General features: G+C 51.8%; 10 protein-coding genes. 6 read left to right on the top strand and 4 right to left on the bottom strand.

The features are described 5' to 3' along the window. Positions 1-74 precede the first annotated feature (74 nt). On the bottom strand, positions 75-2,585 hold the full coding sequence (locus tag I0P70_RS14875; RefSeq protein ID WP_196119474.1) for a zinc-dependent metalloprotease: 2,511 nt from the start codon (positions 2,583-2,585) through the stop codon (positions 75-77). Positions 2,586-2,897: 312 nt separating this feature from the next. Between I0P70_RS14875 and I0P70_RS14870 the strand changes: the two genes are divergently transcribed. Continuing rightward, positions 2,898-4,514: a lipopolysaccharide assembly protein LapB gene (locus tag I0P70_RS14870; protein ID WP_196119472.1), complete on the top strand. Its 1,617-nt coding sequence runs from the start codon at positions 2,898-2,900 to the stop codon at positions 4,512-4,514. A gap of 6 nt (positions 4,515-4,520) precedes the next feature. On the opposite strand, the gene dinB is transcribed toward I0P70_RS14870, so the two are convergent. Further along, positions 4,521-5,594: a DNA polymerase IV gene (dinB, locus tag I0P70_RS14865; RefSeq protein ID WP_196119470.1), complete on the bottom strand. Its 1,074-nt coding sequence runs from the start codon at positions 5,592-5,594 to the stop codon at positions 4,521-4,523. A 307-nt stretch (positions 5,595-5,901) separates the two neighbouring features. Here dinB and cysM point away from each other — a divergent pair, with 307 nt between their 5' ends. From cysM to I0P70_RS14850, 3 genes are all read left to right on the top strand, one after another. Continuing rightward, the gene (gene cysM / locus I0P70_RS14860) at positions 5,902-6,789 is read left to right on the top strand and encodes a cysteine synthase CysM (RefSeq protein WP_196119462.1); all 888 of its coding nucleotides are present in this window, start codon (positions 5,902-5,904) and stop codon (positions 6,787-6,789) included. 63 nt (positions 6,790-6,852) lie between these two features. After that, the gene (locus I0P70_RS14855) at positions 6,853-7,545 is read left to right on the top strand and encodes a type 1 glutamine amidotransferase domain-containing protein (protein WP_196119460.1); all 693 of its coding nucleotides are present in this window, start codon (positions 6,853-6,855) and stop codon (positions 7,543-7,545) included. A 184-nt stretch (positions 7,546-7,729) separates the two neighbouring features. Next, positions 7,730-8,581 (top strand): pirin family protein, encoded by an 852-nt coding sequence (locus I0P70_RS14850; RefSeq protein WP_196119457.1) that lies wholly within the window; start codon positions 7,730-7,732, stop codon positions 8,579-8,581. A 256-nt stretch (positions 8,582-8,837) separates the two neighbouring features. On the opposite strand, the gene I0P70_RS14845 is transcribed toward I0P70_RS14850, so the two are convergent. Then, complete coding sequence (locus I0P70_RS14845) at positions 8,838-9,989, bottom strand: S4 domain-containing protein (protein ID WP_196119455.1); 1,152 nt, start codon at positions 9,987-9,989, stop codon at positions 8,838-8,840. A gap of 104 nt (positions 9,990-10,093) precedes the next feature. After that, positions 10,094-11,434, bottom strand: a complete 1,341-nt coding sequence (gene brnQ, locus I0P70_RS14840; protein ID WP_196119453.1) for a branched-chain amino acid transport system II carrier protein — start codon at positions 11,432-11,434, stop codon at positions 10,094-10,096. A 224-nt stretch (positions 11,435-11,658) separates the two neighbouring features. Between brnQ and I0P70_RS14835 the strand changes: the two genes are divergently transcribed. Then, positions 11,659-13,272 carry a gliding motility-associated C-terminal domain-containing protein gene (locus I0P70_RS14835; protein ID WP_196119451.1) on the top strand — a complete coding sequence of 538 codons (1,614 nt, stop codon included), beginning with the start codon at positions 11,659-11,661 and terminating at the stop codon, positions 13,270-13,272. 222 nt (positions 13,273-13,494) lie between these two features. Further along, positions 13,495-13,758, top strand: a complete 264-nt coding sequence (locus I0P70_RS14830; protein ID WP_196119449.1) for a hypothetical protein — start codon at positions 13,495-13,497, stop codon at positions 13,756-13,758. The last annotated feature ends 29 nt before the right edge of the window (positions 13,759-13,787 follow it).

Below are 13,787 nucleotides of genomic sequence, written 5' to 3'. Positions count from 1 at the left end.
TTCAACAAATACTATAAATAAAAAGCCCCAGCCAAAGTGGCCGGGGCTTTCTGTATCATACAAAAACAGGAAATTTAACTTTTCGGGTTCAGGATGTTGTCAATACGTACCAGTGCATCCTGCAAGTGGTACTTCGTCATGCTATCCTGCGTCTTCGGCAAAGAGGCTTTGATCTGGTTGCGCAGAGCAGTCAGCTCGCCGCGCACCATCGGACGGATATCCGACTGCGACATGTTCACCTGCGTGAAGCCCATGAAGGCACGTGCGCCGCTAGGAACTGAGCGCTGCTCTTCCTTCATCAGGTACTCCATACGATCCAGGTAGCCGCGCTGCAGGTTACGGCGGTACATATCCACCGTTTTGCCGCTGCCGATCTCAGACCACACGCCGTTGCGCAGGTCGGCCATCATCTCAGGCAAGGTATAGGTTTTGCTGCCCAATGCCGCCTGTGACTCCAGCAAGCGCTGCATACGGCCTGGCTCCAGCACATTGTTCAGGATGTTAACCTGCGCCGTACGGATGCGTTCCACAGCACCAGCTGATTCAATCTTACGCAGGATGTTCTGGTCCAGCATCCAGGTAGGAGTAGAGAAGCCCTGCTCGTTGATAAACTTCATGGCACGCTGCTGCTTCTCTTTCGGTACGGCAGCGTACACATCGCCCTTCTGGTCGTAGGTCTTGTAGTTCTCGTACACGCCGCCGACGTTGGCCGTTACGTGGCCCATGTAGCGGTTCCACTGACCAAGCACCTGGGTATACATCTCCTGGAGGTCATCGTAGTTCTTGTTCTCCTCCTTCGTCCACTCCATCAGGTTTGGCATGATGCGCTTCAGGTTCAGGATGCCGTAGTGGCTGGCCAGCATGGCGTCATCGCCCAGGTCCTCGGTCTGTGAAGACGGGTCTACCGGATTACCTTGCTGACGGCCGAAGCGGTACATCGGGTCGTTTTCTTTCTCAAGAATCCATTTCGACAGCTTGGCTACGTTGTCATAACCGTTCATCTCCGGGAAGTAGGTATAGCCCCATCTTACCGCATGCTTGTCGTATACACCGATGCCTGGCATCAGGGCTACACCCTTGTCTTCCGGCTGCGCCACATAGTTGAAGCGGGCATAGTCCATGATAGAAGGGGCAGTACCCATTTCCTGCGTAAATTTCGCATCACGCAGCTTCTCCACCGGATAGGCGGCGCTGGAACCCATGTTGTGCGGAAGACCCAGGGTATGGCCTACCTCGTGGGCAGACACAAAACGGATCAGCTCACCCATCACTTCGTCCTTGAACTTCACGCTGCGGGCATCCGGGTTAATGGCGGCCGTCTGTACAAAATACCAGTTGCGTAGCAGGTTCATCACGTTGTGATACCAGCCGATGTGGCTTTCCAGGATCTCGCCTGAGCGCGGGTCGTGTACGTTCGGACCGTAGGCGTTCTGCGTTTCAGAAGAGAAGTAGCGGATTACAGAATAGCGCGCATCTTCGGTGCTGAACTCTGGATCTTCTTCCGGGGTAGGAGCGTCTTTTGCGATGATGGCATTCTTAAAACCAGCCGCCTCGAAGGCCTTGTTCCAGTCCTCCACACCTTGTTTCAGGTATGGGCGCCATTTCATTGGCGTGGCTGGGTCAATGTAATAAACGATCGGCTTTACCGGCTCTACCAGCTCACCGCGGGCATAGGCCTCTTTGTCTTTCGGCTCCAGCTTCCAGCGCACAATGTAGCGGCGCTTGGCGGCACGCTGCTCGTCAGTACCGTAGTCGGTCTGCGACAGGGTAAAGTAACCTACACGCTCATCAAAACGACGGGCCGGCATCGGCACCTTCGGCAGCAGGAGCATGGAGTGGTTCAGCTCTACCGTGATCGTACCTGCATTGGAGTTTGCTGGCGGATCAGTCGCTTCGTAGGTCATCAATGAGCGGGCCTCTATGTTGAGCGGGAAGCTCTTGATACCCTCCACAAAAGAGCGCTTATCGTCCAGTTTCTTTACTTTGTGTGTTTCACGCTGGCGCTTGTTCAGACCGAGTGCCTGCACGTCTTTCGAGAAGAAGTCAGTTACCTCTACCACCGAAGCACCGTTGTTGAAGGCTTTGATGTCGAATGCCTGGATAACAGGAGCCAGGTTGGAGTTTTGCACGGAGTGGAAGATCTCCAGCGTGTCGCTGGCCACGTTCTGGTAAGAAATCAAGCGCAGCAAAATGCGGTTGCCTTTCTTCTCCCAGCGCAGCATCTGGCGGTTCAGTTCCTCACCACCATAACCCAGGTTGGTGGCGGTTTTGGCGATACGGCTCACCATCAGCATGTCGCGGTTCAGGAGCGTATCCGGAATTTCATAGAAGTACTTCTCGTCGATGCGGTGCACCTTGAAAAGGCCTTCGTCGGTCACGGCATTCGGGGTGATGACGCTGGCATAAGGTTTTACACCGTTATCGTCTTTTTTAACAGCCGGAGTAGCCTGCGTGGTGGTTACTTCCTGCTTGGCTTTTTTCTTGTTCTTCTTCTTTTCCTTGCTTTGGGCAAAGGCGGGAGGTGCTACAAGTGCACCAGCCAGAAGCAGTGTAGCCAGCCGGGCATAGCGTACATTTTTGCTCATAATGGGGTGAAAGATTAGGTTAGATTTGGATTAGTGTTTTACAATATACCTGTTTCAGATATTTGATAAAAGACTATTCCGGAAAAGAATGGTTTAATCGCATCGGCCTGCTTATCTGAATTTGGCAGTTTGCATCAGAACAATGCTATAAAAGATAAACATATCACAGCAGAATGAGTAAAAAAATAAGATGGGCTATACCTCTCGTATACCTTGACCGGCTCTCTCACTATTAAGCGTTTCGCAGCTTAAATTCGGCGTTCGTCGTCCTTGCTTTTGGTCTTTTTGTTAGCTCAATTCCATATAAACAGCATGCGAACATCACTTGTTATAGCTATAGTATGTTGTCTCTTTTTTACTACCCATAGCCAGCATACGACCGCGCAGGGACATGCGACCAAACACGGTACCGTGAACCTGCAAACCTCTTGTGGGGATGAGGCGCAGCTCCATTTTGACACTGGTCTGGCACTCATGCACCACATGATGTATGAGCAGGCGGAACAGGAGTTTGCGGCTGCAGCTGAGGCCGCCCCTGATTGTGGCATGGCGCAGTGGGGCATCGCCATGAGCTATATTCACCCCCTTTGGGGTGAGCGACCCTCTGATGAGAATCTCCAAAAAGGGCAGGCAGCCGTGGAAAAAGCTCTGCAACAAGAGAACCTGACCGCGAAAGAAAAAGCCTATATCAAGGCCGTAACCGGATTCTATGAAAACTGGGAAAATACCAGCTATGCAGATCAACTGAAAGCCTTCGAGGATGGGTATAAACAGGTACATCAGGCGTATCCGGATGAGGTGGAGGCAGCCGCTTTTTATGCGCTGGGTCAGCTTGGTACCACTCCTAAGACTGACAATACCTTTGCCAGACAGAAGGAATCAGGTGCATTGCTGGAGCAGCTGCATGACAAAAACCCAGACCATCCGGGGCTTTTCCATTACATCATCCATGCTTATGATAATCCCTTGCTGGCAAGCAAAGCCGTAAAAGTATCGCGGGAGTACGAGCGTATTGCTCCGGATGTACCGCACGCCCTGCACATGCCGAGTCATATTTTTATTCGCCTAGGGCAGTGGACAGACGCCGTGGACTGGAACATACGCTCCGCAGATGCCGCGCTTCGGCAGTCTTCTGGAGCGGCAGTTTCCATGCATTATCCTCATGCGCTGGATTACATGGCTTATGGCTACCTGCAACAGGGGCGCGACAAAAAAGCACAGGAAGTAGTAAAGAAAATGCAGGCTGTTTCCGGCTATGCACCTGCGTTCGCGACGGCTTATGCTTTGGCAGCTATACCTGCGCGCCATGCCCTGGAAAGGGGCAAGTGGGCAGAGGCTGCTGCTTTGCCTGTCCGGTCTCCTGAAAACTTCACCTGGTATAATTATCCCAGCGCTGAAGCGATCACCCACTTTGCCAGAGGTGTAGGAGGTGCCCGGTCCGGCAATATCGCTGTGGCAGAAGAGGCCCTGGTGGCACTGGATAAACTGCGGACACAGCTGAGCGGCTCCGGAGAAACTTACTGGGCGGCACAAGCCGAAGCACAACACCTGGCGGTGCAGGCATGGCTGGAGTTTAAAAAAGGAGACAAGAAAAAGGCGCTGACCATGATGCGGGAAGCGGCTGACAAGGAAGATGCACTGGACAAACATCCGGTAACACCAGGCGCTGTTCTTCCCGCCAGAGAGCTGTTGGGTGACATGCTTTTGCTTAGCAAAAAGCCAGCAGAAGCCATGCAGGCCTATGAAGCCAGTCTGAAGGTATCGCCCAAAAGGTATAACAGTCTTTACGGTGCGGGCCTTGCTGCTGAAAAATCCAAAGACAAGCAAAAGGCCAAACGCTACTATTCAGAACTACTGGAAATCTCCCCCGAGGCCGATGGGGACCGTGAAAGCTGGGTACTGGCCAAAAAATACGTTGCCAAAAAGTAAGGCATGCTAGAACTCCAGGGTTAGCTGGTAGCCCTCCATTTTGTCGTGCTGGTAGAGGAGGGAGGATGCGGTTATACCTAACAGCCTGACTGGGTACGCCGGCAACTGGGGCGTCCGCAACAAGTCGCGGGCGATCGTAAAGATGGCATCGGCAGACTTGATCTCGCCCAGAAAAGTCTTACTGCGGGTGGTCTGGTTGAAGTCGAAGTATTTGATCTTGACTGTGATGGTCTTGGCCGTGGTCTGCAGACGCTCCATGTCATGCGCCACCTCCTTTGCCAGCCTTTCGAGCTCCGGCAGCATCACTTCCTCCTCGGTCAGGTCTATTTCGAAGGTGCGCTCCGAGCCGATGGACTTACGGATGCGGTGCGGCTGCACCTCCCGTTCGTCCTGTGCACGGGCAATGCGGTAGTAGTAGCGCCCTGTTTTACCAAAATGCCGCACCAGTTCTTCTTCAGAGCGCTCCCGCAAATCGGCTCCGGTGAGGATGCCCATGCTCTGCAACTTGGCAGCCGTTACTTTTCCGATGCCATAGAATTTTTCGATCGCCAGCGCCGCCACTATGTCCTCAGCCTTGTCTGGTGTGATCAGGGTGAAGCCATTGGGCTTGTTCATGTCGGAGGCGATCTTGGCCAGAAATTTATTGAAGGACACGCCGGCAGAGGCGGTCAGGCCGGTTTCTTCCTGAATTTTTGCTCGGATTTCATTGGCGATGATCGTAGCGGAAGGCATGCCGATCTTGTTTTCGGTCACGTCGAGGTAGGCTTCGTCGAGTGAGAGCGGCTCCACCAGATCGGTATAGGAATAAAAGATCTCGCGTATCTGGCGCGATACGGCGCTGTATACCTCAAAGCGGGGCTTCACAAAGATCAGCTGCGGGCAGCGCTGTGCCGCGATCTTGGAGGCAAGGGCAGAGTGCACGCCATACTTTCGGGCCTCGTAACTGGCTGCTGCCACTACGCCTCTTGCCCGCGAACCGCCCACCGCCACGGGCCTGCCGCGCAACTCGGGGTTGTCGCGTTGCTCCACGGAAGCGAAAAAGGCGTCCATGTCGATGTGGATGATCTTGCGGATAGGCATGGTTACAAAGATAAGAGTTTAGGAGTTGGGGAGTTTGAGAGTTGAGGAGTAAAAGTTTGAAGCGACGTCACATGTTGACTTCGTATACCTGTTAGGGGTATTATTGAACCTCGTAATCGTAATCCACATTCATTTCCGTTTTGCTGGAGCACCCATCAATGCCAGACGTAGAGTGACCTTCCCGATGCATACCTGAGGTCAATCCAAGAGCATTTTTATACCTGCTGTATTTTCCTTTCATCTAAAGGGCAATTCCATTGCGGCAATAAACACGTACAGGTATACAGGATGCACCAAAAATCACACAATGACAACACGGACACTACTGGACTTTATTGGCAATACCCCTTTGGTGGAGTTAAGGAATATATCTCCAAACCCAAATGTAAAACTACTAGTCAAACTGGAGGGAAATAACCCGGGCGGCAGCGTGAAGGACCGAGCGGCCTATGGTATGATCAAGGGAGCGCTGGACAGGGGAGAACTGACCAAAGGAATTAAGCTGATCGAAGCCACCAGTGGGAATACAGGTATAGCACTGGCCATGATCGCGCAGTTGTTCGGTGTAGAGATTGAGTTGGTGATGCCCGCCAGCGCCACGCCCGAACGAGTAAAAACCATGGAGGCCTACGGTGCGAAAGTAACCCTGACCCCAGCCGAGGGCTCCATGGAGGCAGCCATTGACTATGTGCGCGACCAAGAGTCGAAAGGCGGCTACTTTGTGCTCAACCAGTTTGGCAATCCGGACAACTACGGCGCTCACTACCGCAGCACCGGCCCGGAGATCTGGCGCGACACAGAGGGGGCAGTCACGCATTTTGTGTCGGCCATGGGTACGACGGGCACCATCATGGGAGTATCCCGTTACCTGAAAGAGCAAAACCCGGCCGTGCAGATTGTGGGTACCCAGCCCGTGGAAGGCTCCCAGATTCCCGGTATCCGACGCTGGCCACAGGCGTACCTGCCCAAAATATTTGAACGGGAGCGGGTCGACCGCATACTGGACGTATCGCAGCAGGAGGCAACTGCCATGACCCGCCGACTGGCCCGGGAAGAGGGCGTGTTTGCAGGTATGAGCAGCGGCGGCGCAGTGGCAGCGGCAACCCGGCTGATCTCCGAACTGGAGGAGGGCGTGGTCGTCTGTATTATCTGTGACCGGGGCGATCGCTACCTTTCCTCCGAGCTTTTCAGTTAAAACCTTGCCCTGCTAAATGAGGTTAATTTGTTTGACTCGATTACCATTTAAATAGCATAAACTATGAAAGTATTATTTGTTTTGACCTCACACGATCAATTAGGTGACACCGGCAAGAAAACTGGTTTCTGGATAGAGGAGTTTGCCGCTCCTTATTACACACTGGCTGATGCCGGCGTGCAGGTTAATCTGGTTTCCCCGAAAGGCGGACAGCCGCCAATCGATCCGAAAAGCACGGAGCCTGATGCACAGACGGAGGCAACTAGGCGTTTTTACGAAGACGATGACCTGCAACATAAACTCTCCCGCACCAGGAAGCTTAGCGAAGTGCGTGCCGAGGACTACGATGCGGTGTTTTACCCGGGTGGGCACGGACCTCTGTGGGATCTGGCAAACGACCGCGAATCCATCCGTCTGATTGAGGAGTTTACGAAGCAGCAGAAACCAGTGGCGGCTGTGTGTCATGGTCCGGCCGTACTGGCCGAAGCCAAGGCGCCGAATGGCGAACCATTGGTAAAAGGCAAAAAAGTAGCTGGCTTCACCAATACAGAAGAGGAGGCCGTGCAGCTAACGAATATTGTGCCTTTCCTGGTGGAGGATAGGCTGAAAGAACTGGGCGGAGATTACTCCAAGGCAGACGATTGGCAGCCGTACGTAGTAACCGATGGGCTGCTGATCACGGGGCAGAATCCGGCTTCATCCGAACCAGCGGCAGAAACACTGCTCAAGCTACTGAAAAAAGAGAAAGCGGCTTAATCGGGTAAGTTTCCGTATACCTTACTATCAGTGTAGCGTGAAAATCCCACCCAATCCAGCCTTGGAAACGGTGGGATTTTTATGTTAAGCATAGAGGGAACATCAAGCTATCCGAAACAATCTGATAGGGGTTAGGGTAATTGATGTATATACATTATTTTGCAGTCGATCTAGATATAACCTTATGCGAAAGATAAAGAAGTTACATAAAGCAGTATATGCGCCCATGGATGACCTGGTAACCTACCGGGCCATACCTACGCGCGAAGTGGAATACATCGATCCTTTCCTTTTCCTGAACCACCACGGTCCGCAGGTATACAAGCCCGGCAATAGGGGGCTGCCTTTCGGTCCGCACCCGCACCGTGGTTTCGAAACACTGACCTTTATACTCGATGGCGACATCATGCACCAGGATACGGGCGGTGGAAAGGATATCATCGAAGCTGGTGGCGTGCAGTGGATGACAGCCGGTAGTGGTTTGATCCACGCAGAAGTGTCGTCAGATAAATTCAAGAAGGAGGGAGGGCCACTGGAGATTCTCCAGCTGTGGTTCAACCTGCCTGCCCAGCACAAAATGACTGCACCAAAGTACATTGGGCTGCAGAAAGACAAGATTCCGGTTGTAGAACTTGATAATGGCAAAGTGCGGGTAAACGTGATCTCAGGCAGCTGGGGGGAGGTGCAGGCGCCTATCCAGAATCTGAGCGACATTCACATCGTGAGCATTGAGCTGCAGAAAGGCGGAGAGTTCATCTACAACATCCCTGCAGAGCGCAACATCTTCTTCTATGTAGTGCGTGGTACCGTGAAGGTAAACGGGCAGACGGCTGAGAAACTTACCCTGGTTGAATTTGACAATGAAGGCAAGGAGGTGAAAGTCGAGGCAACCGAGGATGCTTATATTCTCTTCGGCCATGCTCAACCGTTCAACGAACCCGTTGTATCACACGGACCATTTGTGATGAACACCGAAGAAGAGATTCACCAGGCCTTCCGCGACTACCAGATGGGTAAAATGGGAACCTGGGATTAGTGAGTTTGAGACCCGCGTATGCTGACACACGGGGATTTGGCAATCTCCTGCAATGGGGAGTAGGGGCCCTCGATAAAACTTTCAGATTAATAAATCCGAAAGAGCTTTTTCTTAAGTTGACGGCATTGGGTCGCTACATGTCCAATCGTGCACCAAATTTCTACCAGCCACGACTTATCAAAAAAAAGCCCTCTTTCCCGACCGGGGAAGAGGGCTTTTCAGGTATAGTATCAGCTAATTTCTTAGCGTCCAATCTTTATCTGCCGCGCTTTGGGCCACCACCTTTCGGGGCATCTCCGCGCTTGCCACCACTTTGTGGAGCTGTGCTTCTGCCGGGTGCTGATTTCGGAGAGCCTTTAAAGCTACCACCCCGTGTGCTCTTGCCCGGGCTGCCAGCGCCGTCTCTGGAAGTGCCTGTTCTTTTGAAGCCATCTCTTGAAGCGTCTGCTCTTCTGGCGCCATCACTTCCTTTTGATGAAGAAGATACGGGTCTGCCACCTCTTGCCGGACCTTGTCCTGCACCTGTTCTGGCATTCGTGCCCGAAGCGCCGTCTCTGGATGAAGAGGCACTACCTGCGCCACCTCTTGCCCCGGACCGTTCACCTCGAGCCGGTCTGTCGTAGCTGCTTTCAGAAGTTTTTCGGCTGCTTGTCCCCTTGCCACCGGGTACGAGGCTGGTCAGGCTGTTGACTTCCTGTGGCGTAAGTACACGCCAGTGACCGGATGGCAATTTGGCGAGCGAAAACTCACCGAAACGAACACGCTGCAGGTGCATCACCTTATAGCCAAGGCTCTCACACATGCGCTTCAGGTAGTGGTCAGTACCCGGTTTCAGCGTAATGCGGAAGCGCGTCTGGGTCTCTTTTGATACTGAGTTGTTTAACCGTTCTTCGCCCGGCACAGGAGCGCCGCCACCGCTTATTTTCTGCAGGAAATCAGCCGTGATCATCTTATCCACGGTTACGATATACTCCTTCTCGTACCTGTTATCGGCACGCTTCACGCCACGCACAAAGTCGCCGTCGTTGCTGAGGAAGATGATACCCTCCGCTTCACGCTCCAGCATGGCGGTTGGCTCCAGTGTAGCCGGGAAATTGATGGCTCGCACCACATTGTCGCGCACCGCCATATCCGAGGTGGCCGACATGTTGGCTGGTTTGTTGAAGATCAGGTATACGGGCTGTTCCTGTTTCACACGCAGCATCTCGTCGTCGATGCGCACCTTGTCTTTCGGCGTTACTTTCATGCCGGGGTCGGTCGGTATTTTCCCGTTCACCGTCACGCGGCCCTGCTCTATCAGCTCGTCTGCATCGCGACGGGAGCAAAAGCCCGAGTCGCTGATGAATTTATTCAGTCTTTTTGGTTCCATGTTGTTCGTGGCGTTCGTGTTGCCGTAAGTCAGCACCATATTTTACGCCAATCCTGTAATAAGAAGCAAAATTACGGGAAAATATAGCTTTACCTAAGCTTTGCCTCAACTGAAAGAATCAGCACCATACCGAACAGACAGGACTACTCGTTTTCAAGTGCATAAGATGACTGGCGCATAGAAAGCACAAAGCCGATCACGCAGCCGACCAGCGCAGGCACGATCCAGCCCATACCCAGACTGTAAAGCGGCAGGTAACGCGCGAAGACATCGCTGATGCCCAACTCAAATCCTGCGGCGCCCAGTCCCTCTACCACACTTACGATACCTGTCAGCAGCACCGACCAGGTATAGATCGCATTTCGGTTGCGGATCAGGGGACCAAACAGTGTCAGGGTAATCAGGACGATCACGATCGGGTAGATCGCCACCAGTACAGGTATAGAGAAAGAGATGATCTGCGTCAGGCCCACGTTTGAGATCAGTGCGCTCACCAGCGTGAGTCCCAGCACATACTGCTTGTACGATATGGAAGGACGCAGCTTGTTGAAATAGCTGGAGCATGCCACGATCAGGCCGATGCTGGTAGTAAGGCAGGCAAAAGTAATGGCTACGCTCAGAATCAGGCTACCGGAGAGTCCAAACTGCAGACTGGAGATCTGGCTGATGATCAGGCCGCCGTTTTCCAGATGTCCGATCGCCTGCACACTCGTTGCTCCGGAGTAAGCTAGTCCGACATACACCAGGCCAAGTCCGGCCGCCGCTATCAGTCCGGCTGTGGTGCAGACTTTGGCTATTTGCTTTGGGCTATCTACTCCTTTAGAGCGTATAGCATTGATCACAATCAGACCGAATACAAAAGAACCAATGGTGTCCATGGTCAGGTAACCTTCCTGGAAGCCTTTGAAGAAAGGGGCTGCCTCGTAGGCCGCCAACGGAGCTGTAATCTCACCTAGCGGTGAAAAAATATTCTGGAGCAGCAGGGCAGCCAGGATTAGCAACAGCACCGGCGTGAGAATTTTGCCGATGCGATCCACGACCTTCCCCGGGTTCAGAGCCAGCAAGTAAGTGACAGTGAAGAATACCACAGAATAGAGCAGCATACCCCATCCCGTTGTTTTCAGTCCCTCTGGCAGGAAAGGTGCTATACCTATTTCATATGATACTGTGCCGGTTCGGGGCACGGCAAACAGCGGTCCGATGGTCAGGTAGATGATAACCGGAAACAATAGTCCAAACAGGGGGTGTACCTTGGCCGAAATGGACTGCACGTCTTCATTTTTAGACATACCGATCGCTATAACGCCCAGCAGCGGAAGCCCTACGCCTGTCATCAGAAAGCCGATAATAGCAGGTGTAAGTTCAGTGCCGGCGGCCTGACCCAATGATAAAGGAAAAATGAGATTGCCCGCGCCGAAGAAGATGGCGAATAGCATTAAGCCAATGAAAAATGTTTCTTTAAAAGAGAGTGTTCCTGCTTTCACAATATTTTACGTTCAGTGAGAGGATGTATTGAATCTAACTGCAAGTAAATATCCAACTCGCCAAAATCCTACATTTATCTTGTGTTTAGTCAGAAGAGTGGGCTTACTATAATTGTGGTCATTAAAAATGACAGAGATCTGAATATTAGCTTATATTGCTAATGCTATATATGATGGCGCGATATCATCTACATACAGACCTCCAACATACTTCTTACACTTACATGAATAAACCTCTACTTCTGCTTTTATTTTTGTTCTTTTCGCTAAATCTGCAGGCCCAGATCCAATGGGGACATCAGGTCGGGTCAACGGGGATGAATGCTATTGAGAACCACATCGTTGATAAAGACGGCAACATCATTTCGGTGGGACATTTTGAGGGGACCATCACCATCGGCAACCATACCCTTACCAGCATACAGAATACAGACATGTTTATGTACAAAGCAAACCCAGCGGGGCAGGTGCTTTGGGCGAAAACATTGGGTGGCCCGCAAAATGATGGCGCCATTGGCGTGGCGACAGATAAGTTTGGTAACATCTATGTGGGCGGCGTATTTATAGAGGAACTGCTTATAAATGGCAAGGTCGTATTGAAGGGCGAAGGTGTATTTAACACATTCATCGGCAAATTTGATACGAACGGACAGTTACTATGGTCCAAGGGGGTGCTCACCAGGGAGCGCTACGCCTCGGCTACGCTGATGGGCGTCATCACCGCCAGCCCGGAAGGAGAAGTGGTGTTACCGGTACAGTTCTGGGGCACAGTTCAGCTTGAAAACCTGCAATACAAAAGTCAGAATCCGAGAGGGAATGATCTGCTGCTAATCAAATTATCCTCAGAAGGCCAGGTATCGTTTGTCAGCCGATCCTTCCACGATGGCAGTGTCTATCCACGCGAAGTAAAGCTGGATGCGGTTGGGAATGTGTACATGACAGGGGCTTACATCGGCACGTACAAAATAGCAAATCACAGTATCGCGACAGGCCCTGAATCCCATGATGATATCTTCGTTGCAAAGTTTGACAAACAGGGACGTACGCTCTGGCTCAAGGGTTTTAACAATGCTGTCGGCCTGCTGAGTAGTGCCGGAGAGAGTCTGGAAATTGATCCCAAAACAAAGAACATATACCTGGCAGGCTACTTTAAGGGCAGAATTGATTTCGATGGTATTGTGCTGGAAGAAACAGGTATGGTTGAGTTCCCGGGAGTGCCAGCAGATATTTTTCTGGCCAGTCTGACTGAAAATGGCGCTGTGATCTGGGCAAGAAGCTATGCAGGAGAGGGGCATGACCTGGCCAGGGACTTAAAACTGCTGCCCTCCGGAGGACTCGTTCTGGCAGGGGCCTGGGACTTCAAGCCTTTTGTGCAGTATTTTGATGCTGCGGGAAACCCGGGAGAGCGCATTAGCCTGAACGCTGGTGGAGTTGCCGCAAATATTACGCTCGCTGCAAACGGTGCCTTCTATATCTCGGGACAGTTTTGGGGACCTCTCAAGGCAGAACACCTTTCCTGGAACGCCAAGGGAGAAATCAATGGTTTTCTGATGAAGTTTGATCCCTGCAGTGCCAAAAGTGCTTTAGCGGGCAGCGCGTACAAAACCTACAATGTGATCACTCCAAACGGAGACGGCAAAAACGAATATTTTGTGCTTGACCCTGCATTGGCGGGTGCTAAACTACAGGTATACAGCAGGTGGGGAAGCAAAGTGTACGAAAGCAGTAACTATAACAATGACTGGAACGGCAATGGCCTTCCCGAGGCGGTGTATCATTGGGTAGCCACACACGACTGCTCTGGCACTCTGAAAGGCACTGTTACCATCATTAGGTAAGCTTTATGAAGCCATCTAAGTAGTATTAAGAGAATTGAATTAAACTGGTAATAAATTCTTAGCTAACCTGTTTGCTTGAAATTTATTATGATGAAGAAGTGGTTGATTATGTGAGCTTTATTTTTTTCCAGAAACCAGCCGCTATACCTTAGTAGTTTTTGTTTGAAACCATTTTTGACCGTCCAACCTTATATAAGCAATTACCCGAAGCAACATCCGATTATGCTGGAATATTCCATGTTCGAAAGGCTTCCTTACCGGAGCCAGCGCGAAGCCCTGAAAAAGGAGGGCACCCTCATTGCACGCCGTCAGGTGAACGGGTATACGATCTTACTGTACACGTTGGGACACACATTTGTGGAGGTATGGACAGGCGCAGAAGCCGAGGTTGTGAGTACCTTTAAGCAAACAGCCAGTGCCATGGCAGTGCTGGAGCCTTATGCGGATGAAGTGGATATCCGGCAGCTGATCAGCACGCTTTCCTAGCAAGACATTACTGACAATAAAAGTGCAAA

Source organism: Pontibacter sp. FD36, from assembly GCF_015686655.1.
GTDB lineage: Bacteria > Bacteroidota > Bacteroidia > Cytophagales > Hymenobacteraceae > Pontibacter.
Note: the sequence above shows the minus strand (reverse complement) of the source record. Positions and strands in the feature narration are given on the sequence as shown.

Excerpts from the sequence above, each read along its gene's own strand:
- dinB (WP_196119470.1), bottom strand. The coding sequence starts at position 5,594 with ATGCCTATCCGCAAGATCATCCACATCGACATGGACGCCTTTTTCGCT.
- cysM (WP_196119462.1), top strand. The coding sequence starts at position 5,902 with ATGACAACACGGACACTACTGGACTTTATTGGCAATACCCCTTTGGTG.
- I0P70_RS14855 (WP_196119460.1), top strand. The coding sequence starts at position 6,853 with ATGAAAGTATTATTTGTTTTGACCTCACACGATCAATTAGGTGACACC.
- I0P70_RS14845 (WP_196119455.1), bottom strand. The coding sequence starts at position 9,989 with ATGGTGCTGACTTACGGCAACACGAACGCCACGAACAACATGGAACCA.
- I0P70_RS14875 (WP_196119474.1), bottom strand. The coding sequence starts at position 2,585 with ATGAGCAAAAATGTACGCTATGCCCGGCTGGCTACACTGCTTCTGGCT.
- I0P70_RS14870 (WP_196119472.1), top strand. The coding sequence starts at position 2,898 with ATGCGAACATCACTTGTTATAGCTATAGTATGTTGTCTCTTTTTTACT.
- I0P70_RS14835 (WP_196119451.1), top strand. The coding sequence starts at position 11,659 with ATGAATAAACCTCTACTTCTGCTTTTATTTTTGTTCTTTTCGCTAAAT.
- I0P70_RS14830 (WP_196119449.1), top strand. The coding sequence starts at position 13,495 with ATGCTGGAATATTCCATGTTCGAAAGGCTTCCTTACCGGAGCCAGCGC.
- I0P70_RS14850 (WP_196119457.1), top strand. The coding sequence starts at position 7,730 with ATGCGAAAGATAAAGAAGTTACATAAAGCAGTATATGCGCCCATGGAT.